General features: G+C 42.5%; 21 protein-coding genes. 13 read left to right on the top strand and 8 right to left on the bottom strand.

From position 1 onward, the window contains the following. Positions 1-22 precede the first annotated feature (22 nt). The 5 genes from AAA942_RS06855 to AAA942_RS06835 all read left to right on the top strand — a co-directional run bounded on the left by AAA942_RS06855 (position 23) and on the right by AAA942_RS06835 (position 6,478). A complete protein-coding gene (locus AAA942_RS06855; protein WP_338219501.1) occupies positions 23-553 on the top strand; it encodes a TlpA family protein disulfide reductase in 531 nt (176 codons plus the stop codon). Then, positions 537-2,702, top strand: coding sequence for a peptidase domain-containing ABC transporter (locus AAA942_RS06850; RefSeq protein WP_338219500.1), 2,166 nt, complete (start codon positions 537-539; stop codon positions 2,700-2,702). The genes AAA942_RS06855 and AAA942_RS06850 overlap by 17 nt, the downstream gene beginning before the upstream one ends. Before the next feature lie 856 nt (positions 2,703-3,558). Beyond that, positions 3,559-4,707, top strand: coding sequence for a 6-bladed beta-propeller (locus tag AAA942_RS06845; RefSeq protein WP_338219499.1), 1,149 nt, complete (start codon positions 3,559-3,561; stop codon positions 4,705-4,707). Next, positions 4,697-5,215: a hypothetical protein gene (locus AAA942_RS06840; protein WP_338219498.1), complete on the top strand. Its 519-nt coding sequence runs from the start codon at positions 4,697-4,699 to the stop codon at positions 5,213-5,215. The genes AAA942_RS06845 and AAA942_RS06840 overlap by 11 nt, the downstream gene beginning before the upstream one ends. 423 nt (positions 5,216-5,638) lie before the next feature. After that, positions 5,639-6,478, top strand: a complete 840-nt coding sequence (locus AAA942_RS06835) for an alpha/beta hydrolase (RefSeq protein ID WP_338219497.1) — start codon at positions 5,639-5,641, stop codon at positions 6,476-6,478. A gap of 125 nt (positions 6,479-6,603) precedes the next feature. Here the strand turns inward: AAA942_RS06835 and AAA942_RS06830 are convergent, their stop codons facing one another. Both AAA942_RS06830 and AAA942_RS06825 read right to left on the bottom strand, forming a co-directional pair. Further along, complete coding sequence (locus tag AAA942_RS06830) at positions 6,604-7,350, bottom strand: LytR/AlgR family response regulator transcription factor (protein ID WP_338219496.1); 747 nt, start codon at positions 7,348-7,350, stop codon at positions 6,604-6,606. Further along, complete coding sequence (locus AAA942_RS06825; protein WP_338219495.1) at positions 7,347-8,429, bottom strand: sensor histidine kinase; 1,083 nt, start codon at positions 8,427-8,429, stop codon at positions 7,347-7,349. Before AAA942_RS06825 ends, AAA942_RS06830 begins: the two co-directional genes overlap by 4 nt. 257 nt (positions 8,430-8,686) lie before the next feature. Here AAA942_RS06825 and AAA942_RS06820 point away from each other — a divergent pair, with 257 nt between their 5' ends. Both AAA942_RS06820 and AAA942_RS06815 read left to right on the top strand, forming a co-directional pair. Further along, on the top strand, positions 8,687-11,206 hold the full coding sequence (locus tag AAA942_RS06820; protein ID WP_338219494.1) for a TonB-dependent receptor domain-containing protein: 2,520 nt from the start codon (positions 8,687-8,689) through the stop codon (positions 11,204-11,206). 469 nt (positions 11,207-11,675) lie between these two features. Continuing rightward, entirely contained in the window at positions 11,676-12,008 is a 333-nt protein-coding gene (locus tag AAA942_RS06815) for a hypothetical protein (RefSeq protein WP_338219493.1), read from the top strand. 97 nt (positions 12,009-12,105) lie between these two features. Here AAA942_RS06815 and AAA942_RS06810 read toward each other — a convergent pair whose 3' ends face one another. The 3 genes from AAA942_RS06810 to AAA942_RS06800 all read right to left on the bottom strand — a co-directional run bounded on the left by AAA942_RS06810 (position 12,106) and on the right by AAA942_RS06800 (position 14,937). Then, positions 12,106-13,086: a pyruvate dehydrogenase complex E1 component subunit beta gene (locus tag AAA942_RS06810; protein ID WP_338219492.1), complete on the bottom strand. Its 981-nt coding sequence runs from the start codon at positions 13,084-13,086 to the stop codon at positions 12,106-12,108. Positions 13,087-13,171: 85 nt separating this feature from the next. Further along, complete coding sequence (locus tag AAA942_RS06805; RefSeq protein WP_338219491.1) at positions 13,172-14,542, bottom strand: NAD-dependent succinate-semialdehyde dehydrogenase; 1,371 nt, start codon at positions 14,540-14,542, stop codon at positions 13,172-13,174. After that, positions 14,539-14,937, bottom strand: a complete 399-nt coding sequence (locus tag AAA942_RS06800) for a rhodanese-like domain-containing protein (RefSeq protein ID WP_338219490.1) — start codon at positions 14,935-14,937, stop codon at positions 14,539-14,541. The genes AAA942_RS06805 and AAA942_RS06800 overlap by 4 nt, the downstream gene beginning before the upstream one ends. Before the next feature lie 148 nt (positions 14,938-15,085). On the opposite strand from AAA942_RS06800, the gene AAA942_RS06795 reads away from it, so the two are divergent. Beyond that, positions 15,086-15,592, top strand: a complete 507-nt coding sequence (locus tag AAA942_RS06795; RefSeq protein WP_338219489.1) for a metallophosphoesterase family protein — start codon at positions 15,086-15,088, stop codon at positions 15,590-15,592. A gap of 50 nt (positions 15,593-15,642) precedes the next feature. Here AAA942_RS06795 and AAA942_RS06790 read toward each other — a convergent pair whose 3' ends face one another. Then, positions 15,643-15,786, bottom strand: a complete 144-nt coding sequence (locus AAA942_RS06790) for a hypothetical protein (protein ID WP_338219488.1) — start codon at positions 15,784-15,786, stop codon at positions 15,643-15,645. A 163-nt stretch (positions 15,787-15,949) separates the two neighbouring features. Between AAA942_RS06790 and hisS the strand changes: the two genes are divergently transcribed. After that, the gene (gene hisS / locus AAA942_RS06785; RefSeq protein WP_338219487.1) at positions 15,950-17,311 is read left to right on the top strand and encodes a histidine--tRNA ligase; all 1,362 of its coding nucleotides are present in this window, start codon (positions 15,950-15,952) and stop codon (positions 17,309-17,311) included. On the opposite strand, the gene AAA942_RS06780 is transcribed toward hisS, so the two are convergent. Then, complete coding sequence (locus AAA942_RS06780; RefSeq protein WP_338219486.1) at positions 17,308-17,589, bottom strand: hypothetical protein; 282 nt, start codon at positions 17,587-17,589, stop codon at positions 17,308-17,310. The genes hisS and AAA942_RS06780 overlap by 4 nt on opposite strands. A 197-nt stretch (positions 17,590-17,786) precedes the next feature. Between AAA942_RS06780 and AAA942_RS06775 the strand changes: the two genes are divergently transcribed. Next, a complete protein-coding gene (locus AAA942_RS06775; RefSeq protein ID WP_338219485.1) occupies positions 17,787-18,122 on the top strand; it encodes a YbaB/EbfC family nucleoid-associated protein in 336 nt (111 codons plus the stop codon). Between the two features lie 65 nt (positions 18,123-18,187). Beyond that, positions 18,188-19,192, top strand: a complete 1,005-nt coding sequence (locus AAA942_RS06770) for a glycosyltransferase family 2 protein (RefSeq protein WP_338219484.1) — start codon at positions 18,188-18,190, stop codon at positions 19,190-19,192. On the opposite strand, the gene AAA942_RS06765 is transcribed toward AAA942_RS06770, so the two are convergent. Further along, on the bottom strand, positions 19,189-19,407 hold the full coding sequence (locus tag AAA942_RS06765) for a PspC domain-containing protein (RefSeq protein ID WP_338219483.1): 219 nt from the start codon (positions 19,405-19,407) through the stop codon (positions 19,189-19,191). The genes AAA942_RS06770 and AAA942_RS06765 overlap by 4 nt on opposite strands. A gap of 72 nt (positions 19,408-19,479) precedes the next feature. Between AAA942_RS06765 and AAA942_RS06760 the strand changes: the two genes are divergently transcribed. Further along, entirely contained in the window at positions 19,480-21,252 is a 1,773-nt protein-coding gene (locus tag AAA942_RS06760) for a tetratricopeptide repeat protein (RefSeq protein WP_338219482.1), read from the top strand. A 464-nt stretch (positions 21,253-21,716) separates the two neighbouring features. Then, positions 21,717-24,992 carry a SusC/RagA family TonB-linked outer membrane protein gene (locus AAA942_RS06755; RefSeq protein WP_338219481.1) on the top strand — a complete coding sequence of 1,092 codons (3,276 nt, stop codon included), beginning with the start codon at positions 21,717-21,719 and terminating at the stop codon, positions 24,990-24,992. Positions 24,993-25,010 lie beyond the last annotated feature (18 nt).

The following is a 25,010-nucleotide window of genomic DNA, read 5'->3' as shown; positions in this document are numbered from 1 at the left end:
TCCTTAGGAAACAGCTAGTGCTATGCAGATAAAATATGTTTTCCCTTTTCTGCTAGCTGGATTGATCATGATTGGTGCTTGGATTGGTTTCTCTAGGTATACCACAAAGCAGGAATTGCAATCAACCTACAGTTCTATTCCTTCAATCATGTTGACTTCAACAGATGGTGATTCTGTAAATTTGAAAACCGAAGGTGATTCTGTCCCTTCTGTCCTAATCTACTTCAATTCCACCTGCCCGATCTGTCAGTCTGAGGCGGAGTTGATTGAAAGAACTTTTAAAGCGGACACGCTGCCCCGATTTTTATGGGTTTCCTCTGAATCGGTGGAGGAAGTTAAAAATTTTGCGGCACACTATAGCCTTGATAGTTTGGATACGCACCGCTTTTATTCTGACACCCTTTTTAGACTGGCCTCTGCCTTTCGATTGACTGGAGTCCCCGCTACCTTTGTCTATGATGCCGAGGGGAATCTGTTGGACTATACCTTGGGTGCGGTATCGATGTCAGACTTGACCCTTTCCATCCAAAAGGCCCATGATCGCTCCAGATAAGATTCCTGTGATCTTGCAGCAGGCGAGTTCTGACTGTGGAGTGGCCTGCTTGGCTTCGGTGATTCGGTGTTTTGGAGGCGAGCGGTCGATAGAGTACCTGCGTCACTTGAGCGGCACAGCCATTCAGGGCACGACGGTATTGGGTTTGGTGGAGGCAGCCCGGCAGCTGGGTCTGGAAGGTGACGCTTTTCGGGTAAAGGAGATCAGGTACCTGGATGAGCTGGAGTTTCCTGTCATTCTTCATGTTGTGATCGATCAGAAGTTTAGCCACTTTGTGGTTTGCTATGGTAAAAAAGGTGAGCAGTATCAGCTGATGGATCCGGCTTTGGGAGCTCGCTGGATTACGGAGGTGGAGCTTTTGGAGATCTGGCAAAGCAGTACGTTGATTTTGATCCGCCCCGGTTTCGAATTTGAGACCTCGGAAAGTAGCCGTCAGAAAAAGCGGAAATGGATTCTGGATCTGGTCCGTCCGGATTTACCGATTTTGTTGATTTCGGGTTTTCTTGGTTTGGTCACCACGATCTTGGGGCTGGCGGTAGCGGTATTTTCCCAAAAACTCATCGATGAGTTTCTGCCCAATCAGGCCTGGCAAAAGCTGGCTCTGGGTCTGGTACTGCTTTTTGTCCTCTTGATCGGAAGATCGGTGCTCAGCTACCTGCGTGCTTCCATTTTGGTGCGTCAAAGCAAAGAATTGAATCTCCGACTGATCAGCGGATTTTTTGAGCAATTGCTGGGATTGCCCAAGGTGTTTTTTGATTCCAGAAAAGTCGGGGATATCACCTCCCGGATGAATGATTCCCGCCGCATTCAGCGGGCGGTGTCGGTCTTGACCACAGAACTGATGGTGGACTCCTTTGTGGTCATCGTGTGCACGGTTTCGATTTTCCTGTACTCTTGGGAGATTGGATGTTGGGTTGCTGTTTTTCTCCCCGTTTATTTTCTTCTGGTTTACCGATACCACAGGCCGATTCAAAAGGGTCAGAAAGCAGTGATGATGAGTTATTCGGGTTCGGAATCGGATTTCATCGATACGCTCACTGGCATAGGAGCCGTCAAGGGAGAATCCAAAGAGGGGCTGTTTTTGAAAGCTAATCAAAGTGCCTACCGACGATTTCAGGATGAAGCTTTTGCCTTAGGACAGGTCAACAATCGCTTGGGCTTGGTATCCCAACTGGCGGGTGTGGTGTTTTTGGTTTCTGTTTTGGGCACTTGCTGCTATTTGGTGGCACAAAATCAACTAGAGTTGGGAGTCTTGGTGGCAATCAGCGGAATGCTGGGAATGCTGGTTCCGGCAGTGAACAAACTGGCCCTTGCCAATCTTCAAATTCAGGAGGCAACGATCGCAGGGGATAGACTTTATGAATTTGTACAGGTAAACAAGGAGCAGGTAGAAGACGGGGAGGAGATTCCTGAGACGGTAACCCGGATTCAGGTGGAGAACTTGAGTTTCCGCTTTGCAGGTAGAAAACTACTCTTTGACGGGCTAACTTTTGAACTGAAGCAAGGGAAATTGAGCGTGCTGTTGGGCGAATCAGGGGGTGGTAAAAGTACACTCTTGCAAGTTTTGATGGGTTTTTATCCCCCCGAATCGGGATCTATCCTGATCAATGAGGATAGGTCCATGAAAGCTATTTCTAAAAACAACTGGCGTGAACAGGTGGGATATGTGCCTCAGGAGATTAAGATTTTCAACGGGAGTCTGGGGTTTAACCTCAGCTTGGATCCCAATCCGGCTTGTTTTGAACAGGTGGTTCGACGATGTCAGGAGTTGGGATTGCATGAGTTTTTCGAGCGGATGCCACAGGGCTATTTTACTCAGGTGGGAGAAGAAGGAGTAAATCTATCGGGAGGCCAAAAGCAGCTGGTAGGCATTGCCAGGGCTTTGATCAAACGTCCTAAGGCACTTTTTCTGGATGAATTCACCGGAGCCATGGATCGGATAACTGAGCAGAAAATGCTAGACTTGATCCTGAAGGTGAAGAAAGAGATTCCTGTTTTGGTAGTCACACACCGCATCCGACCTGCCCTGCTTGCTGACGAAGTGATGATTTTGGATCAGGGTAAACTGGTGGAGGTGGGTACGCCCGACCTATTGGCTCAGGGAGATAACCTGCTTTCGGGAAGTCTTAGGGATTTAGTGAAGGGCTGAGTCAGCAGGAACGGGCTGTCTAGTAGGCAGTTTGCAGTGTTCAGTAGGCAGTATTGTTGAATTCAGTTGGTAGTGAGAAGCTTGTAGTCCTTTCAATAATCTGTGCAAATCTGTGTAGTCTGTGAGCAATTTTTTTAGGCAGAAGGCCCATGTTTCAGCTATTCTCAATACAGGAATCAGAAGTTTCATTTTTTTGAGGCTAGGGACTCCGCCCAGTTCCTTAACAAGTGGTATTAAATTTATCGTTTGATTTTGCCAAGAATTGAAAATAATTCAAAAATAGTTGATATTCGATTGGTTATTTTGTTAGTTTAAACTATTGCAAAATAAACTAAGGAATATGGGGGGGGGGGAGACCTAAGAATTCAAAAGAATATTCCGAAAAAATCCGTTTTTCAGATTGTATTATTCCAAGAATCGGAAGTTTCTGATCCTAAGTGATTTGGAAGTGTGGAACTGATTTTTTAAAATCAACCATTCTTTTAATTATTTCTAACAATTAACTAGTAACTACTATGAAAAAGTTGAAAATTTTATCAATTGTATTGTGCCTTGGATTCGTAGGAATTCTGGGAATTGACTTGTCCGGTTCCACCAATCAGGAATCGGTTTTAGGGTCTTTAATGACTACTTCATTTGCTCAAGCTTCTGTTGGAGGGGACGGGACAGAACCCTGTCCTCCTTGTGGGCCATTGATGAGTAATGCATCTGGTACCCTTTATTGTTGCGCTGATACCAATAGCGACTACTGCCCTGCGGCTAGATGTTAGGTTTACAAGCAACAAGCTGTCTCATACTTGCATCTGAGACAGCTTGTACTTCTGAAATAAAATAAAAACTCTTTTAAACGAAATCCATGAGATTTAACAACTTTATATTTATCCCCGTAGTTTTTCTTGTTTTTTGTAAGCCTAAAGTACAAAAAGAGGTCCTTACCTATACTACAATTTCACAAAATTTGCCTAAGGCTGATGATGTAATCGATTTTGATAATTATTTTGAAATCACTGAAATTATTGCATTAGAGACGAATGATTCATCAATTATTGACTTTGTACATAAAGTTTTAATAGATGAATATTTATTTTTAAAGGGTAGTGGTGCAATTTTTAAGTTTGATAAAACTGGAAAATTCATTTCTAAGATTGAAAAAGGTAAGGATGGGCCTGATGGTTTTATAAATTTAACGGATGTTGTTTTAATGCCGGATCAAAATCGAATTTGGGTATATGATTCTAATCAAAGGAATTTACTTCAATTTGATTATGATTTTGATTTTGAGATAAATTATAAATTAGGTTTTCCTCTTTTTGGTATAGAAAAAAGTGATGACCGTTTATTGGGTACACCTGGGTACATGATGTCTATAGATAAGCCGAGAGCTTTGATTAATTTTTCAGGTGAAAACTTGGCCATTGGGTATTCTTTGGAAAACTCTTTTCTTCCGTTTGAAATAGAAAAATCTAAATACTTGCACATAAATAGAGATGATTACTTTTCAATATTAAATCAAAACGAATTTAACTTTGTTAATTCTTTTAATGATACAATTTATTCTATCAATAAATATGGTGTGCCTACTATCGAATACTATATTGATTTTCAGGACAAAAAAGTATTAAATGAGGATTTGATCAATAGAGGGTTTTCTACCATTGTGGATGTATTTACCTATATTAATTCAACAAACAAATCTTTTAATATAGGTAATGTTTTTCAAAGTAAATCGTTTCTCACATTTCGTTTTTTTAATTCAGGCAAACCTTATTTGTCAATTTACAATAAAGATGATAAGAGTCTTGTTTCAGGAGGCCGAATTAAGTTTAACTTAAATGGTAGTGAATTTTTCGTTGACTTTGAGGAGGAAATGAGGATCGGATCACTCGGTGAAGGAATTGGATATATTTCTCTTCCACTAGAAAGTGGATTTCTTTCCGAATTAGATGAATTCGCTCAATTAAATGAAAGTGATAACCCCCTAATTTTAATATTTCATGAAAAATAGGTTTTTTGCAGTGTTTTTAATCTTTTTTTCTTGTTCTGAAAAAGTTGATTCTGATAATTTTTCTAGTAAAAGTGTAGATATACTATCAGAAATAGTTTCCGATAGGTTTTATGATGAGGACTTCTTTTTATCCTTTGAAAAAGTGTTTTCGGAAAAAGCAACTGGCTTTTTATTTATTTTGCCAAGTTCTTCCTGTTTTAATTGTTTTGATTATTTGATAGATCAATTGGCCGAGTTTATCAGAAAAAATCCTTCAAATCAGATTATTGTAGTAAAAAGCGAAAATATTAAGGATAGGCAAATAATATATGCTTTAAGAAGAGTTGTAAATAAAGATAATGTTCAAATCTTTAATAATATTGAAATAGATTATATTAACCAGCATGAATTTTATCCAAAATTGGGCCATATTAAAAATGGGAATTTATCTTGTATAGCTGTTTTCGAACAAGGAAATGACAGTAAGGTTCGAAATTATTTTAAATTTATTGATCTTATGGTAAAGTAAAGTAATTCAATTTCTTCAATATTTCTTCGCTCTTTTATTTATTCCTTATAAAAAAAGTCCGGTCCAGAGCTTTCAATTCTGGTAAAAACCCACTTTCGGAAAGTTTGAGGGATTTAGTGAGGGGCTGAGTCAGCAGGAACCGGCTTTTCGGTAGGCAGTAGGCAGTTTGCAGTCCTGCTAACTATCGGGAGCAGGGTTCAGTGTTCAAGTTGAAGCTTGTAGTCCAGTATATTATCTGTGCAAATCTGAGAAATCTGTGAGCAATTATAGATTTAAACAGGCTGTAATTGATCTATTACGGTCTGAAAAATAGAAATAAATTTGAGTAGTTAGTCCTGCTTTAATTCAGTTTTTAAGCTATTCCTTTTAATTCACCAAAACAATATCCTGCCTTTTCTGCTTTTTTGTCTTACATATCCACCAATGAAATCTCTTATACCGATCCTCCTCGTTTTTACACTTTTTACCAGCTGCGCTTTCAAATCCATCACCCGGACCAAGGACCTGACTTATCTAGAGTCTTCATCCGATCTGCCTGAAAAGCAGCTCAATATTTTTGCTCCCAAAAAAGCCCAAAATGCTCCCGTGTTGATCTTTATTCATGGAGGAAGCTGGAATAAGGGAAGGAAGGAAATCTATGATTTTATGGGAAGTCGACTTGCCCGAAGAGGAGTGGTCACGGTAATCATCGATTATCCTTTGGCACCGGATTATCTGGTTCCTGCCATGGAGAAGGCCAGCGCAAGGTCTGTCCAATGGGTGCAGGAAAATATTGCCAATTATGGTGGTGACCCCGATCAAATTTACGTTTCGGGTCATTCGGCAGGAGGTCATTTGGCTGCTCTGGTCGCCATCAAGGAAGAACCTTGGCAAGAATTGGGTATCCAAAATCCTTTGAAGGGTGCTATTCTGAACGACCCGGCGGGATTGGATTGGTATTGGTTTCTGACTGAGCGAAAGGAAAAATACAATGCGGAAGACAACTACGATGCTTTTACGGACAAGCCTGAGGTGTGGAAGGAATATTCTCCGATTTACTTCCTGGGTGGAAAAGAGATTCCTTTACTGCTTATGGAAGGAGAAAAAACCTATCCCGGGATTCGATTGACAGTGGAGCGGTTTATAAAGGAAGCGGAAGAAAAAGGCACGGACTTGACCTACTCCTTTTACCCCAAAACCAAGCATATTCCCATGATTACTCAGTATTTTTGGACTTGGAGCAAGGGATACAAGGATGTCTTGGGTTTTGTGAAAAAAGAATAGAACACGGACCACGGCCCACTGTCCACTTCGCTTTGGAATAATACTTCTCACTTTTTCTGTTTGGTATTGGAAACAAAGCACCTAATCACAAAGAATATTCAACCGGAAGTCCTTGATCTCGGCCCTTAGCTGATCCAACGACTGAGAAACTCCAAAAAGGGCTCCTTGTAATTATCCCCCACTGAGATTTGATGATTCCCGATAATTACTGTGTTTTTGGCAATAGAGTCAATGTGGTCCAATGCTATGATATGCGAGCGATGCACCCGCATAAACTTATCCGAAGGAAGTAGCTCCTCCATATTTTTCATACTGGTCAGGGAAAGAAGCGGATTGGGCTTTGACTTCAGATGAACCTTGACATAGTCTTTGTAGGCTTCCACGTGCGTAATATCCTTCAGCATCACTTTGACCAGCTGGTATTCCACTTTGAGAAAAATATATTCCGGCTGCGCCTCGGATTCCTTTCTAGGCTGGAATTCTGAGTTTTGTTTTACTTTTTCGAAGTATTGATAGGCCTTGGTAGCCGCTGCCAGAAAGTCCTCATAGCTATAGGGTTTGAGCAGGTAGTCCAGCGCCTCAACCTTGTAGCCCTCGATGGCAAACTGATGGTAGGCCGTGCAAAAAATGATTCGGGTTTTGTCGGAATTCTTTTTTCCATCCAGGATTCTCGCCAGCTCCATTCCCGAGAGATCCGGCATCTGAATATCCATAAAGATCAGTTGAACTTCATTTTGGTTGACAAATCCCAAAGCTTCTATTCCGTTGGAAAACTCTCCGATCAGATCCAAAAAGGAGGTCTGCTTGATGAATTTGGTTAGCAGACTGAGTGCCAGGGGTTCGTCATCTACAGCTATGCATTTGATCTTCATGACAAGTCGATGGTCAGATTTACCCAATACTCCTGTTTTGCTTCGTCTTTGCCAAATTTCAGCCGATGTTTTTCGGGATAGATCAGGCTTAATCTCCGCTGGGTATTGGTCAGTCCGATGCCATTTTCATGCGCTTCGGGGCTATCCGGATTGACGGGAAAGATTTGGTTTCGTGTTTCAAAAAAGAGGGTTTTGCCCATGATTTCCACTTTGACCACGATTTCGCTTTCCTTTTGAGAGCTGATGCCGTGCTTGAAGCAGTTTTCCAGAAAGGGAAGCAGCAGCATGGGAGCGATGATCAGGTCGTCCTTGGGCTCGTCGATCTGAATGTTCAGGCTCACTTTGGAAGAAAGCCTCATTTTCATCAGTTCGATGTAATCCTGGATAAAATTCAACTCTTTGGAGAGTAGCGTTTCGTTTTTTTGATTTTCGTAAAGTACATAGCGCATCATCCGGGAGAGTTTGAGCAGGGCCTCCTGAGCCTTACTTACTTCCAGATTGGTCAGGGCATAAATATTATTTAGGGTATTGAAGAAAAAGTGGGGGTTGATCTGTGCCTTGAGGTAGGATAGTTCGGTATTGATCCGCTGTCGGTCCATTTCTCTTCTTAGCGCCTCGTCTTTTTGATATTTTGTAACCAGAGCAACTGATGTACTCAAGCCTATTGAAATAACGAAGAGTAAAAGCTGAAAAACATCTCCCGGGAGCCATCTTCTTGACGGGTCATAAGGTTTGTCAGGATTAAAAACCATATGCATGGCTTTTCCATAGCCGATGAACTGCTCGAAATAGACGATCAGTCCATAAAACAACACGGCTCCCAAAAGGACCATCAGAAGATAGAGGTAGTTTTTTCCTTTAAGTAGAATCTTTGGAACTAGGATTGAAGAGTTGGAGTAAAAAATTGTGATCAGGATTCCGACAAGAAAGACCTGCTTCATCCAGAATTGATAGGGAAGCTGGATTTCCCCCATTCTCCAAGAAAGCGGAGAAAGCAGCAGAAGAACTACCACCAGCATAATCCATCCTAGCAAGTGGACTAGTAGGGAGAGGTTTTTATTGGGAATCAGATTTGGCATTGAGTTGATTTTCAGTATCCAAACTAAGGTAATTTCTATTTCTCCCTCAAATCAAATCTACCAAACTACCCTTTCTCCCCATGAAACTCCAATTTTTTGGGATTAAGCCTCCTTTTCTGAAAAGGTGGCGTTTCATCCCCTTATAGGTTGGGTTTGTCGATAAAAGGGGCAGGGCGGTCTATTACATTTTTCCAGCCTGAACATTGCCTCGACCTTTGGGGTACTAATAGGCGAATACCTTGTTTGAAAACAAAACCATGAATAAACTACTCAATCTAGTACTTGCATTTTTGATCCTGGGAGCGGGACAATCCCTTGCTCAGGACAATCCGGAAAAGAAAACAGCCGGAAGAATTATCGGGGTGGCAAAGGATCTCAAATCCGGAGAACCCGTAGGCTACGCAACCGCAGCTTTATATAAAATCGGAACCGACGTCAGTACTTCCGGCGCAGTGGCTGATGGAGATGGCGTATTTTACATTACCGGGTATGACCTAGGGGAATATGAGCTTCAGGTTACTTTCCTCGGATATGAAACTGCCAAAAGGGTGGTCAACATCAACTCCCTAAACTCTGAAATAAATTTGGGAGAAATCGGAATGAGTGACGAAGGGGTCGCTTTGGAAGAAGTGACCGTTCAAGGTCAGCGTGAATTGATCGAAGAAAGAGTGGACCGAACTATCTATAAAGCCGAAAACGACCGAACAACTGCCGGTGGGGATGCCACTGACGTATTGAGAAGGGTTCCAATGCTCTCTGTGGATTTGGACGGAAATGTGTCCATGAGAGGTAGCTCCAATATTTTGGTTCTGATCGACAACAGGCCTTCGGCGATCGCTGCTTCATCTATCGCGGATGCGCTTCGTCAGATTCCTGCAGACGAAATCAAAGCAGTTGAAGTGATCACCTCTCCTTCGGCTCGATTTGACGCGGAAGGTACCTCCGGTGTCATCAATATCGTGACCAAAAAGAATAATCTTCAAGGACTCACCCTCAATATCAACTCCGGCTTCGGTTTGAGAGGATCCAATTTGGGTCTTCAGGGGAGTGCGAGAACAGGAAAGTTTGGCTTCTCACTTGGAGGATTTGGCAGATCTGGATACAATATCCTTGGGGGATTTGACAATCAGCAGATCACAAACAATCAGGACGGAACAGTATCTAAAACCCTTCAATCCGCAGAGACGGAAAGAAGAGATCTTTTTGGACGATATAATTTCGGTGTGGATTACGAGATCGATCAATACAACTTCATCACTGGTACGGTCAATTTCGGAGTGAGAAATTCTAAAAATTGGCAAAATGACTTCCTTACTCAGAATTTCCTGGACGATGTACTCAGAGGAGAACAATTGAGAGCTACGAATTCGCTTGACAACTCCAATTCTGTAGATGTAAGCTTAAACTATACCAGAACTTACGAGAAAAAAGGGAGAGAATTGAGCTTTTTGACGCTATACTCTGTAAACGATCGGGAAAACTCTTTTACCAATACCCTTTTTGAAGAAAATCAAACGGATGTCTTGTCCAGATTGAGAAACGTAAACCCAAGCAAAAACGAGGAGTTTACCGTGCAGATTGATTACGTCACTCCTTTGGATCAAAAAGGAAATCAAATTTTGGAATACGGAGCTAAGAATATCCTGAGAAAAGCCTATTCGGACTTCTCTTACTTCGCAGCTCAGGGTGCCGAGGGAGAGTTTGTGCAGCTGGAAGATCCTAGTCTGAGCAATGAATTTAGCTACGATCAAAATGTAACAGCTGGGTATTTGTCTTACACCTTCCCTTTATTGAAAAACTATACCCTGAAAACCGGTCTTCGCTACGAATACACGATGATCAATGCGGATTTCAAAACGGAATTTGAAGCAGAGATTCCTTCTTATGGTACTTTGGTGCCCAGCATCAACGCCAGCCGAAAGCTGAAAAATGGAAACATGATTAAGGCTGCGTATAACAGAAGAATTCAAAGACCTTCTCTTCGATTCCTTAATCCGAACATTGAAGCAGTCAACCCACAGCTGATCACTCAAGGTAATCCTGAGTTGGAGCCGGAATTGACCGACAATTATGAATTGGGCTATAGTACCTTTATCAAGAACACAACGATCAACTTCACAGGGTTCTTTAGAAATACGACAGGTTCTATCCAACCCATCCGAACCACTCAAAACGACGGAATCATCTTCACCACCTACGAAAACGTAGGTCAGGAGCAAGCTGTCGGTACAAACATTTTCTTCAACATCAACATCAATAATAAATTCTCTCTGAACGGGGGAGGTGACTTGTACTACGCCATGTTGGATAATGGACTCACCGATCCTCAGTTTGCAGCGCAAAATGAAGGTTTTGTGATCTCTGGTAGGTTGTTTGGTAATTACACTTTACCTAAGAACTGGCAAGTACAACTGTTCTCTTTCGCCAGAGGCAGGAGAGTAGAGCTTCAAGGTACCTCGGGAGGCTTCGCAGTCTATGGACTGAGCTTCAATAAGCAATTCAACGAGAAAAGAGGTTCTATTGGCTTCGGTGCTGAAAACTTCCTCGCTAAGGAATTTGTCTTCCGAAACGAAATCATCACTCCGACCATCATTCAAAACAGCACGAATGCGATCCGAAACATGAACTTCAAGATCAACTTCAACTACAGAATCGGAAAGCTCAGCATGGATCAAAGACCAAGACGAAGAAAGTCCATCAACAACGATGACCTCAAAGACGGAGGAGGTGATGGAGGTATGGAAAATGGAGGAGGAGCTCCGGTGAGAAACAGATAAATAAATCAGATTCAAGGGACCTTCTGAGCTAAAAAGAGGGTTTCCTCCTGAATCCAAAGATCAAGAATAATGGGAGGTTTTTTCTCCTATTAAATCCAACTAGATCAGACTACCGCATTAAAACCCGGAACTGACCATTCCGGTTTTTTCCCACAAATGATAGATAGATTGGGTAACAAAAATGCCAGGCTTCGTAAGCTTGGTTTTTTTGTTATATCCGATGAGGAACAAGAAGATTTAAACTGATATTCTCATAACTCAGGTCCCATTCATTATCAAAACCAGCTCATTTTCTCCTCAATTTTTTCATTTGTCATCCAAATTGTAGACTTATCTGAATTGATGGTATGAAAATTGGTAAGTGTAGAGGAGGAAATCCAAATTAATCGCATCACCCTATGTTCGTTTTGAAAAGTTTTCCGAATGGCGAGCGAAATCCTAAGCCCTTAACCTAAAAAGAAATCTACAAATGAATTCATCCATCAAATTGAAGAAATTGAATGATTCTTATGTTTCTCTTTTTCAGCTACTTGTCCTGACCTTCTTTTCCTTACTGACTTTTTCCTGTACTCCTGAGAAAAAACTGATCATTCCGCAAGAGCCAACCATTTGGGTAGTTTCTGAGATCTATGTACCCAATGAGGAAAAATTTAATGGGATGGTAGGTTATAAAATTATTCCTGTCAATCCAGGGAATATCAATGCCAGACCCACCTGGAAATTGGATCACAAAGGGAAGTACGAAGTAGGTCAAAAAGTTGATTTTTCCCCGGTTTTAGAAACCAAAACTGCGAGCAAATAAAAAGCACCTTTAGAATCTATTCCGAATAACCCTAATCTGATTTTGATTTTAAAAGAAGCATAAATGAAAAAGCCCGGTCAACCGGGCTTCTTCATTTTTAGGATCTGTAGAGGACCTTGTTGATCGCTTCCACGGTTCTTTTCACATTGGGAAGAGTCGCGTCGATATAGGTTGGAGAGTAACTCAATGGGATATCCATAGAATTGACCCGAATGACTGGAGAATCAAGATAATCAAAGGCATATCTCTGGAAATGGTAAGTCAATTCAGAAGAAATGGCAGCAATTGGATTTGCCTCTTCCACGATAACAGCTCTGTTGGTCTTTTTCAATGATTCCACGCAGGTTGCATAATCGATGGGGCGTACCGTTCTCAAGTCGATCACATCGCACTCGATGCCCTCTTTGGCCATTTCCTCGGCCGCTTCGAGAGCTACTTTCATCATTTTTCCTAAGGAAATTAGTGTGACATCCTTTCCTTTTCTCTTTACATCAGCTACTCCGATGGGAAGAAGATATTCTGACTCAGGTACTTCACCTTTGTCGGAATACATCAACTCGGATTCCATAAAGATAACCGGATCCGGATCACGGATTGCGGCTTTGAGCAAGCCTTTCGCATCGTAAGGGTTGGAAGGAACGATCACTTTCAGTCCTGGAGTATTTGCAAACCAATTCTCAAAGTTAGAAGAGTGAGTAGCTCCGAGCTGTCCGGCATTTCCTGTAGGACCACGGAAAACCACAGGTACTGAATAGGCTCCTCCGGACATAGAATACATCTTGGCTGCTGAATTGATGATCTGATCTATAGCTACCAAAGAGAAATTGAATGTCATGAACTCAATGATGGGCTTCAGGCCGTTCATCGCAGCACCTACTCCCAAGCCGGCAAAGCCCAATTCGGAAATTGGGGTGTCATAAATTCGGTCAGGTCCGAACTCATCGAGCATTCCTTGGGATACCTTGTAGGCGCCGTTGTATTCGGCCACCTCTTCACCCATTAAAAAAACGTTCTTATCACGTCTCATTTCTTCGGACATCGCCTCTCTCAAAGCTTCCCTGAATTGTATTTCTCTCATGATTTAAAGACAAAATTTTGGCTCGTAAAAATAGGAAGGAATCGGGCATTTGCAAAAGTTGCCCGTTTCTTTGTCCAGGTGGATTTTACCCCAGATAGACGGTCTTGGTATTGACAAATTCAAGAATACCCTGACGGCTTAGCTCTCTGCCGTAGCCGGAGTTTTTGATTCCCCCAAAGGGAAGCCAAGGATGACTGGCTACCATGGAGTTGATGAATACCGCTCCGCTTTCTATGGACCGGCTCATTCGCTCGGCACGATCGGAATCCTTGGTCCAAACGGACGAACCGAGTCCAAAATCTGTTGCATTGGCGATCTGTGCTGCTTCTTCTTCACTTTCAAAGGAAAAGAAGGAAGCCACAGGTCCAAACATCTCCTCCAGAAACGCAGGGGAGTTTTTTGGGATATCAGTGATTAGGGTGGGTTTGAAAAATGGAGATCCCTGCTCCGGTTTTTCTCCACCAAAAGGAATTGTTCCTCCGAGAAGTCGAGTCTTTTTTACCTGTTCGAATAGCTCCATAGCCAAATCAGGCCTTGCCATGCAAGCATAATCCGAATTCTCGTCCAGTGGATCACCTTCTTTGAGTTGGCTCAAACGCTCTTGGAATCCCTCTACAAACTGAGTATAGACGGAATGCTCGATCAAAAATCGCTTGGCAGCTATGCAACTCTGCCCAAAATTGATCATCCGGGCTTTGACAGCAGTTTCCACAGCTTGATCGATATCTGCGTCCGCAAAAACTATAAAAGGATCACTGCCTCCCAACTCTAGCAAGGTCTTCTTCAGCCCCTTGCCAGCAGCCGCAGCAATTGCCCGTCCTGCAGGTTCGCTTCCTGTGAGGGAAACCGCGCGAATTTGAGGCTCTTGGATAAGGTCAAGTGTGACATCCGAACTAATCAGAAGAGATTGAAAAAGGCCTTTGGGAAAGCCGGCCTTTTCAAACACCTCCTGAATAGCCAAAGCGCATTGCGGTACATTTGAGGCATGCTTCAGGACTCCGGCATTGCCTGCCATCAGGGTAGGGGCAGCAAATCGGAATACTTGCCAAAAAGGAAAGTTCCAGGGCATCACCGCAAGGATGACCCCTAAAGGCTGATGAATAACTTTGGCCTTTTTCCCATCAGGAAGGGCTATAGGTTCATCCTGCAGAAAATCTTCTGCATGCTCCGCATAATAGTCGCAAACCCATGCGCATTTTTCAATTTCCGCTAGGGATTCTCGGATTACTTTTCCCATTTCCAGGGAAATCAGACGGGCATAGTGTTCTTTTTCACTTCGGAGTTGTTCTCCTGCTTTTTTCATCAAAACAGCCCTCTCTGACAATGAGGTTTGCCTCCATGCCTTAAAAGACTCTTGGGCCTGAACTACACGTTCTTTGGCTTCTTCCTGACTAAGGGGTACAAATTCTTTTAAAAGTTGGTTGGTAAAAGGGTTAACTGATTTGATCAAATTCATTTTTCGATGGGTTTGCCTGCTTCTTTCCAGGCGGTAATTCCGCCCTCAAGCATATACACATGTTTAAATCCCGCATTTTGCATCAAGTCAGCAGCTTTACGGGTACGGCTTCCCGAACGGCAATACAAGAGATAGGTTTTCTTTTTGTCGAGTTTGTCAATCTCCTCAGCGAAGGTTTCACCTAGGAAATTGATGTTCAAGGCGCCCTCAAGGTGACCTTCGGATACCTCTTCGGGTGTTCGGACATCTACAATTCTGGCCTTCTTTTTTGCGGACATTTTTTCGAATTTTTCTATGGAAATCACCTGAATAGAGTCCTGAAGGGCTGTCTGTGCAGAAGCAGAGAAGACCAGAAGAAATAAGAATAAGGCGGGGAAAATAAATTTCGTTTTCATAGTAATATTGGTTTTATAACTTTTTGCTTGGTTAATCTTAAATAGGAAATGTCTTTTGGGGTGATTTTGGGTTTGTTCAAAGCTTCTACTTTTCTAAACAAAGAAAAAACAGAATTTTGAATTACACTTGACCTTAAATCTACTCAAAATGCCCCAAAAGATCGGCTTGATTTCTGACTCGCACAGTTACATTGATCACAAAACGCTTGAATATCTTCAAAATGTAGACGAGATATGGCATGCGGGGGATGTTGGTGATCTTCAAGTGATCGATAGCCTGCCCAAAGGAATTCCTGTGAGAGGGGTTTTTGGAAATATCGATGATCAGGAGGTTCAGGAACGCTTTCCGGAGTGGAATGAATTTACGCTGGAGGGAGTCAAAGTATTGATGACGCATATCGGAGGGAAGCCGCCTCGGTATGCAAAAGGAGTGAAAATCCGAATCAGGGAGTCCAAGGCCCAAGTATTAATCTGCGGGCATTCCCATATTTGCAAAGTAGAATTCGACCGGGAGCTCAATTGCCTCTACATGAACCCGGGAGCCATAGGGCAGCAGGGATTTCATCAGACGAGAACTATGCTGCTTTTTGACCTGGACCAGGGGAAAATCACCAATCTAAAAGTGGTGGAGTTGGGAAAAAGAGGGAGGGTTTAAAATAAAAAAAGCGGCTGTGGAGCCGCTTTTTATCTTCTCAAAGGAAGAAATTACTTGGAGAAAGAAGCCTTAAGCTCTTCGATGTCCACGTTTTTGATCACAGGCTTCGCACTCAACTGCTTGATTTTGATCACGCGAGCGTTCTGCCCCTGTCTTTTTCTTCTCAATTTTCTTTTTAGAGTAGTTACACCCATGGCCGTATATGTTTAAGTTTTTGGATTCGAAATGAGGCGCAAAGATAGGAAGACAATTCTTTTATGCCTAAAAATCCGGCAAATTATTCTTTGAGAAAATCCAGGATGCTCCGGCCTTTTGGGGATTTTTGGGTAAATTTGGGCCTAAATCACCAAAAAAGACATGCAAAAGCCCTCCCTTCCCAAAGGAACGCGAGACTTTGGAACCCTTCAAATGGGTCGAAGAAACTTCATTCTGGATACCATTAAAGAGACTTTTCAGCTGTTTGGCTATCAACAGATCGAAACTCCTGCTATGGAAAATCTGTCCACCCTTACCGGAAAGTACGGGGATGAGGGCGATCAGCTTTTATTCAAAATCCTTAATTCCGGGGATTTTGCCAAGGATGTCACCGAGGAAGACCTGAAAAACGGAAGCTCTGCCATTCTCCCTAAAGTTTCTGAAAAAGGACTTCGCTATGATCTGACGGTTCCTTTTGCCCGCTATGTGGTCATGAATCGCAATGAATTGGTTTTTCCCTTCAAGCGCTATCAAATCCAGCCGGTTTGGAGGGCAGATAGGCCACAAAAGGGCCGCTACAGAGAGTTTTATCAGTGTGATGCGGATGTGGTAGGTACGGACAGTTTGGTCTGCGAGGCAGAGATTATCCTGATGATCCGAAGAGTCTTCGCTAAGTTGGGGCTCAAATCCTACAGCATCAAGCTCAACAACCGAAAGATTCTCACAGGTATCGCTGAAGCTATAGGGGAAGCAGGAAAAGAAGGGCCTCTTTGTGTAGCAATTGACAAGCTGGACAAAATAGGTTGGGAAAAAGTGAAGGAGGAATTGTCCCAGAGGGGATTTGGAGCGGAATCGGTTCAGAAGCTTGTACCCTTGGTTAATTTGGAAGACGGGCTGGCGGAAAAGCTGGATTTTCTGCGTAAATTTCTAAAAAGCTCAGAAACTGGCCTTAAAGGGATTCAGGAAATAGAGGAAGCAATAGGGGTATTGAAGCAGATGGGTGAAGACCTTTCCCATGTGGATTTTGATGTTTTGTTGGCAAGAGGGCTTTCGTATTACACAGGGGCTATTTTTGAGGTGAAAGTACACGGTGTTTCTATAGGCTCGGTAAGTGGGGGAGGAAGATACGACGACCTTACTGGTGTTTTCGGCCTACCGGGGGTGTCCGGTGTTGGGTTTTCCTTCGGGGTAGATCGGATTTACGATGTTTTGGACGAATTGGGGCTATTTCCTGAAGAAAGTCTACAAGGGACTCGGCTGCTTTTAGCCTATTTTGATCAGAAGGGCTTTGACTATGCTCTGTCCATTTTGGGTAAGTTCAGAGCAGCAGGAATCAAAGCGGAAATCTATCCTGACCCCTCCAAGCTAAAAAAGCAACTGGAATATGCCTCCAAAAAAGAAATCCCCTTTGTGGGGATTTGCGGAGATGCAGAAATCAGTTCGAATACCTTGGCTGTGAAAAACTTAAAGACTGGAGATCAGCAAGCTTTCACGATTGATGAGGCATTGCAGACCTTGGTTTAATCCACTTCAAGAATTGCGGAAACAGGCAAATAAATCCCTTCTTTTAGGACAACAAAGTCAGCCCCTACTGCCCAAACGGTCGTGTGAACCTGGTAGGCGGTGCCATCTGCGCTTTCAAAAGTCAGATAGACTTTGGTTTGCAATAGATTGCCTAGGGTCTGGGAACGATGAAGAGCTGCCTCTCTCTGTTTTCGCAGGTCCGGAGAGGAAAGAACTTCTCTTTTCGAAAAGGTTAAATCGCGGATTGCTTCTTTTTCAATCCTGGTAATGGTTTTCATGGTCGAAGAGGTTAGGTTACTTTTTGTTTTACAGAATAATTCATCTAAAAGTTTGCTTAAATATTCTTATGATTGATATAAAAGGTAATTTTTTAGAATAAAATTCTGATTTTATGTATGAAAATAGAATATTCTATTATTCACTGCGGTAATTTCTGCTTATTGAAAAAGATATATTTGAAAAAAAATTAAGTGATATGTTTGATCTTATGGGTATAATGGGCAAAGTCAAAGAAGCCCAGGCAAAAATAAAAGAGGCTCAGGCCAAGTTGGTTCATCTGCGTGCAGAAGGAGAAGCAGGTGCCGGAATGGTCAAAGTGTGGGTGAATGGGGAGCGCAAAGTCCTGACCATAGAAATGGATGAATCTCTGCTCAGTCCAAATGACAAGGAGATGCTCAGTGACTTGATTGTAGCCGCTACCAACAAGGCCATGGAAGCCATTGAGGTGAAAATCAAAGAAGAAATGAAAGCTGCCACTCAAGGTATGCTTCCCAATATTCCCGGGATGGACTTTGGAAGCATGTTTGGTTAAGCAAGAAAAGTTTTTTGCAACTGGAATAAGGCTCCGAATAAACCTGGAGCAAACTTTCCCTCTTTATGAAAAAATCCGCGGTTGTTATTCTCAATTACAATGGAGAAAAGGTTTTGCCTACTTTCCTTCCCTCTGTATTGGCTCATAGCCAATCGGATATTTGGGTAATTGATAATAGCAGCACGGATTCTTCTCTTTCCTTTCTTGAGCATGAGTTTCCTCTGGTAAAACTCATCCGACTTACTTCGAATTTCGGGTTTGCCGGAGGGTACAATTGGGGACTCGAGTCGATAAAGGGACAATATGAATACCTAATTTTGCTCAATTCGGATGTGGAAGTGACTCCGAACTGGGACCAGGACCTGTTATCCTGGCTGGAAAGGAATCCAGAGTACTCCTGTGTTCAACCCAAAATTCTTTCTTGGTCCGACCGGGAGCGATTTGATTATGCGGGTGCTGGTGGAGGATTTTTGGATAGTTTGGGATATCCTTACTGCCGGGGGAGGATTTGGGATGTGCTGGAAACGGACCGGGGGCAATATGACGATTCAATCCAAGTGGATTGGGCATCAGGTGCCTGTATGGTTATTCGGGCTGAGGATTTTTTTGCGCAGCAAGGATTTGACGCTCATTTTTTTGCACATATGGAGGAGATTGATCTCTGCTGGAGACTTAGAAAGGCGGGAAGGAAAATAGGATATCATGGTGGGGTGAGAGTCTATCATCAGGGTGGGGCTACTCTTTCTCGTTCCAATCCCAAAAAACTATACTTGAATATCCGAAACAGTTTGAGCATGCTTTATAAAAATGAATCCAAAATCAGGTTTTGGATGCTGTTTTTTCTGAAAAGCATTTTGGAGACCCTCTCTTCAATCCAGTTTTATCTGCAAGGAAAAACAGAGGCGTCGAAGGCGATTTTCAATGGATATTCCGATTTTTTCAAAACAAGATCTCTATATCCATCCAGCCCCAAAAATCAAAAAGACCGGGAGATTTTCCGGTCTGGTCCAGTGCGCTTTGTCTTTTGGCACTTTTTTGTCTTGAAGAAAAAGACCTTTTCAGATCTTTAGTCGAAAAGCACAGGATTGTTCATCTTGCGGAAATATTTTCTGATTTTCATCATCATGGCCATCGAGACATAGACGATTACCGGTGAGCCTAAGGTGACAAATGAAGAGTAAATGAAAAATAAACGAATACTGTCAATGGGAAAATTGAGCTTCTCGCCGAGTCGGGAACATACACCGAAAGCTCTTTCTTCGAAGAATAGTTTTAATTTTTCCATGATTTGCGGTGGTTTAGTCGGTCAAAAATAGAACAAATGCTTGTCTTTCCAATAAGTAAACTTTATGTAAGAATGTTTTCATTCTTTGCAATTTTTCTTTGGCATTCAGCCTATTGCGACGAATCCTTGGCAAGAACTATGCCTGAAAGCAAGTATCTGAGTAATGCCCAGGTCAATCCTTACAAATTAAAATTAGAGGGTGACTCCCTTCGATTTGAGGTGATGGGTACGATTCCCATAGAATCAATAATGGCTATTCGCAATAGCAAACTTAGGCTTAATTTTTTGGCTCAGTCAAGAAACTTAGGCTTAGGAGATATTCCTTTAACAAGAGAGGGGACAGCTTTTCGTTTTGAGAAATCTTATTCCATTCTCTTCGAGGACTGGATGTTGGGTGCAAGTTTGGAGTTGCAGTTTGTCCAACAAAAGCGTTCCGGAGAGGAAGTATTGGAGAGAAAGACCTTGACCAAGGGCGTCTTGGCTCCTCAATTGATGGTCAAATTGGGGGAGGTCTATTCTGACGAACCTATTCCTGAGGTAGGGGCTTACATGCTTTCGGGACAGGCCGACAAGGATGCTGTGTCAAGGGAAGAGTTTGTCTTTTATTTTGATCCCGGACAGGCTCAAATCAAAAAAAATAGTGCCTATCAATCTTCGATAAAGGGACTGGATGACTTTCTTCAGAGGAATCCTTTGGTGCAGTCCCTGAAAATTACAGGATTGCAATCCCCAGAGTCTGCTGAGGGCAAGTCCAGTCAATTAGGAATGAGTAGGGCGGAGGCTTTTAAGAAAGATCTTGCAACCCGTCTTTCGGCTTTTCCTGATTCATTGATCAGGGTAGATTCCCGATGGAGCGATTGGTTTGATCTCAGATTACTTTTAAGGGATTATGAAGGGATTTCTACTCAGAGAAAGGACGAAATGTATGCTGTGCTGCTGAACCGAGAACCTTTTCAGGATCAATACGAGCGATTGATAAAAATTCCCGGCTTTTCTCAGGTGCAAAAAGACTTGTTTCCCAAGCTTAGGGCAGTAAAGATTGAGGTAGTGTCCAAACCTCGAAAGGGACTGGACATGGAACAAACCAGAAAGCTGAATGAAGCCTTGAAAAATACCACTTCAGGTTCTCTGTTGAGCTTTGAAGAATGGATTCAGGCAGCTGAGGCAACCAATAGTCTGGATGAAAAAGCAGTCATCTATTCCAAGATGACTGAGTATTTCCATTCCCCTTTACCTTACAATAATATGGCGGTAGTTCGGATGCGTCAGGCACAGCGTACTTTGGACTATGGCTCTAAAGAAATTCTGTGGGATGAAGCAGACCGATTGCTGGTCCAGGCTTATCGCGTAGAGGCAAATCCCTATGCCCTTCATAATCAAGGTCAGATATTAGCATTAAAAGGGAGCTATTGGGAGGCATACAAAAAGCTTTCTGATGCATCTGTAGGGGTTCAGAATAAAGATCTGATTCAGAAAAATGAAGCCCTGCGTGGCGCTTTGGATATTTTGAGAGGAGATTATAAGCTGGCAACGCTCCGATTTGATTATGAATTCAATGATCCAAAAGACTATTTCAATAAAGGCTTGGCTTATTATCTGATTGAGGATTATGCCGAAGCCAATGCGGCTTTTGAAGAATCGGTGATTTTGGGAAGAACTTTTGGATACGGCTATTATGGACTAGCCATGATAGCAGCAGGATCTGGACAGGCAGAGATTGCCTTGATCCATTTGAAGCGGGCGGTAGAGTCCAATCGTCAATTGGCCGAAAAAGCTTTTCAGGACCCTGTTTTTCAGGAATTGAGAGAAACTCAGGAGTTTTTTTCCGTTTTTAACTCCCACTAGGAAAAGAAAGAAAATTCTGCTTTTCAAGCTTCAGGGATTCATTTTGGTAGAAATTATAATCAAAGCCTTGTTTTTCAGGGGAATATTTTGGTTTTATTTTGATTTTGAACTTTTTAGTAAAGAAAAAAACGCCTTTTCCGAATAATTATTAGGGTTTTGGATTTGAAATTTGTTTTAGATTATTTAACATTGACGATTAAGAATTAACATTTAACCCAAAATTACTCTGCCTATGATCCTTATTACCTAGCAATTCCTACTCTCGCCTAGCATCGTCCGATGCACTCAAACCTACAGGTTATTTAATTCGCAGGTCCTACCCAGACCAGGTATAGTCGCAATAGAAGTCTAAAATTCAGACAGTTATCTATTGCTATTATTTTAAGAATAATCGCAAACGATTGCACAAACAATAAACAAACAAGTTTTTGAGATTAATCTTGTTACCCAATCTATCTACGTATATGAAAAAAGTTTACAAAATCCTAAGTGTGTGTCTCATGCTCTTAGTCCTATCCGCTGGTGCCGTCATGGCACAAAAAACAGTCACGGGTACGGTTCTTGACGAGTACGGAGTAGGTTTGCCGGGGGTTTCCATCCTGGTGAAAGGTACTACTACCGGTACTGCCACAGACATTGACGGGAAATATTTCCTCAATGTGCCAAATGACCAAGCGACTTTGGTCTTTTCTTTTATCGGTTACGCTGCTGTCGAACAAGTAGTCGGCGCGAGAAGTGTAATTGATGTAAGCATGCAACCTGATGAAAGAACCCTTACCGAATTGGTGGTAACGGGTTACTCCATTGACTCCAGAAGAGAAACAACCGGTGCGATTGCCACTGTCGATCCTAGAGATCTTCAGGTAATCCCTACTGGTAACGTGGAACAAACTCTCCAAGGTCGTGTATCCGGTGTGACCGTAATTACCAATGGTCAGCCAGGTACTTCTTCCATTATTCGTGTTCGTGGTTTCGGTGCCTTCGGTGGTAACGAACCTTTGTACATTGTGGACGGTCTTCCTACAGGTTCTACTGACTTCTTGAATCCGGATGATATCGAATCTACAACTGTATTGAAAGATGCGGCTGCAGCCTCTATCTACGGTGCTCGTGCTGCAAACGGCGTTATCGTTTACACCACTAAAAAAGGAGCTAGAAACAAAAAGCTTCGGGTGGATTATAACGGTATGTATGGTGTAACTGATCCAGGTACTGGATTGGATATGATGAATCCTCAGGATTATGCTACCTACACTTGGTTGGCAGAAACAAACACCGCAAGATTGCAGAATAGAGCTCCTCGGTATGGTCACCCTCAATTTGGTACAGGAACATCTCCAGTAATGCCATATTATCTGAGCTTAATCACCCAGGATCCTGTAACAGGAGCACTGGGAGTTGCTTCTGGTCAGCCAGGTCCACTCTCTCAAGCTCAAATTGATCAGCAAAGAGAATGGTACAATATCGATCCTACCCGCGGTACAGTACGTCAGTTGACTAGAGCGATGACCGGAGAAGGTACCGACTGGTATGCTGCTTTGACAAGAAATGCACCTCTTCACAGACATTCCTTGGGCTTCAATGGAGGCGGTGAGACTTCCCGATTCTTTGTTGGTGTAGGTCTTCAGGAGCAGGCAGGTATCATGATTGGAAATGACTTTAGAAGATATTCCTTAAGAGCCAACTCAGAATTCGATGTGACCAACAGAATCAGAATTGGTCAAAACTTCCAAGCTACTTACCGTCAGGTTTTGGGTCAGCAAGGGGGAACCGGTGGTCGAGGTGTATCTGATGACGAAAACGATATCCTTCAGGCCTTCCGTATGCCTTCCATTATCCCTATCTATGACGAGTTTGGCGGATATGCAGGTACAGCCTCAAGAGGTTTTAACAACCCAAGAAACCCTGTTGCAAACAGAGAAGGTCTTCTTAACAATAGAAGCTTTAATGCCAATGCCTTTGGTAACCTTTATGGTGAGTGGGACATTATCGATGACTTGACCTTTAGAACCTCTATTGGTGGTCAGTATGACAACTTCTACGGTGTAGGGTATACTCGTTTGCAGTATGAAAACTCTGAAAACAACTCAGCTTTCGGTTATAATGAATTTGCCGGATTCTCTTTTGCTTGGACTTTCACCAACACGTTGGCTTGGAAAAAGAAATTTGACAAGCATGCATTTGATGTGTTGTTAGGTCAGGAAGCATTGAATACAGGAGCAGGTAGAAACATGAATGCAGTAGGTCAAAATCCATTCTCTCAGGATCCTGACTTCATTACCATCTCCAACTTGCCTGTAAGTACCCGTCAGGTAAACTCCAATCAATTCAAAGGAGTGAATTTCAACTCTTACTTCGGACAAGTAAAGTATACCTACAACGACAAATACCTGTTCAGTGCGGTGGTTCGACGTGATGGTTCTTCCCGATTTGGAGAGAATGCTAGATACGGTGTATTCCCTGCCTTCTCTGCAGCTTGGAGAATTTCTTCCGAGTCCTTCCTTCAAGGAGCTACTTGGATTGATGATTTGAAAATTCGAGGTGGCTGGGGTCAAATGGGTAACTCTAACAACGTGGATCCAAATAACCAGTTCTCTTTGTTTGCCGGAAATATCAACGCATCTTCCTACGATATTGGAGGTACCAATTCTAGTGCAGTTATCGGTTTCAGAAGATCTCGAATCGGTAACCCTAACGCTCAGTGGGAAACTGCCGTAACTCAAAACATTGGTTTTGACGGTACTTTCTTCAACGGTCGATTGGATGTGATTTTTGACTGGTGGAAGAAAGATACAAAAGACTTGCTCTTTACCGTTCCAATTCCTTTGACTGCGGGTAGCAATGCTGCACCTCCAGCGGTGAATATTGGTGAAATGTTAAATAGAGGTTTGGACCTTTTGGTAACCACCAGAGGTAACTTCACTTCTGATTTGACTTATGAGTTGACATTGACTGGTTCTACTTTGAAGAACGAAATCGTTTCTCTCTCTCCTGGACTAGACTTCATTACGACTGTTAACCCTTCTTACCGAGGTATTCAACCTATAAGAAATGCAGTAGGACAGCCATTGTCTTCTTTCTTTGGATTTAATGTTTTGGGATTGTTTAGAAATCAAGAGGATGTAAATTCACATGCAACCCAAGACGGTGCTGCTCCAGGTCGATTTAAGTTTGAAGATGTGGATGGTGATGGTGTGATTACTCCAAATGACCGTGTGTTCTTGGGTAATCCTGTTCCTGACTTTACAGGAGGTTTGACTTTCACTTTGGGTTACAAAGGCTTTGATCTATCTGCTTACTTGTATACTTCAATTGGAAACGAAATTTGGAATCAGTCCCGTTGGTTTACTGACTTCTTCCAGACTTTCGAAGGTGCTGCTATTTCTGAGCGCTTGAAAAATGCTTGGACTCCTGAGAATTTGAATGCTGAAATTCCAGTTGTCGAAAGAACTGCAAACTTCTCTACTTCAAACGTGGCCAACTCTTTTTATGTGGAAGATGGTTCATACTTGAGAATGCAGAACTTGACATTAGGATATTCTGCACCTGCAAGTTTGCTTCAGAAGTTGAAGATGGAAAGAGCAAGAGTATTTGCTTCTGTAAACAACCTGTTTACTATCACCGGATATGAAGGTTTGGATCCAGCAGTAGGTGGTGATGCGGATTTGACCTTTGGTATCGACGTAGGAAACTACCCAGTAACCAGAGGTTGGACATTTGGTTTAAATTTAAGTTTCTAAACCAAACTACTTAACAAG

The organism is Algoriphagus sp. oki45, from assembly GCF_036245605.1.
Lineage (GTDB): Bacteria > Bacteroidota > Bacteroidia > Cytophagales > Cyclobacteriaceae > Algoriphagus.
The sequence above is the reverse complement of the archived record's forward strand: the minus strand, read 5'-3'. Positions and strand labels throughout refer to the sequence as shown.